Source organism: Dyella sp. 2YAF14 (genome assembly GCF_052114725.1).
GTDB lineage: Bacteria > Pseudomonadota > Gammaproteobacteria > Xanthomonadales > Rhodanobacteraceae > Dyella.
This window is the reverse complement of sequence record NZ_JBFRFH010000043.1, coordinates 1-397: the sequence shown is the minus strand read 5'-3', so window position 1 is coordinate 397 and position 397 is coordinate 1. Positions and strand designations below refer to the sequence as shown.

General features: G+C 61.7%; 1 protein-coding gene. It reads left to right on the top strand.

Annotated elements, in window-relative coordinates; all coding sequences use genetic code 11:
* On the top strand, positions 1-247 hold a 247-nt coding region (locus AB4Y82_RS21155; protein WP_441611690.1), incomplete at its 5' end, for an alpha/beta fold hydrolase.
* Positions 248-397: the final 150 nt, after the last annotated feature.

Here is a 397-nt window from a genome sequence, read left to right as displayed (position 1 = left end):
CCTGAGTATCGAGCCGACGGACCTATGGCCGGTGGTGCGCGCGCTGGATTGCCCGACCCTGTTCATTCGCGGCGGCCGCTCGGACTTTCTGCCGCCCGCGATGCTGCAAGCGATGAGCGCCAGCAATCCGCACGTCCAGACGGTGGAGGTCGCAGGCGCCAGTCACTATGTACACGATGATCAAGGCGAGGCGTTCAACGCGCTGGTCGCAGGCTTTCTCAAAAGCCTTGAGCTCCCGGGCCAATGAAACCCACGGCACGGTGAGAATCAAACCGGCGATGGAAACCCCATTGACCGCCATGCGTCGGGTTGAATTGGCGATTGAGGCGGGCATTCCTGCGGGTGCACTGATTCAGCTGGCGGGTCTGGACTTGAAGACACCACTCAAGACAAAGGC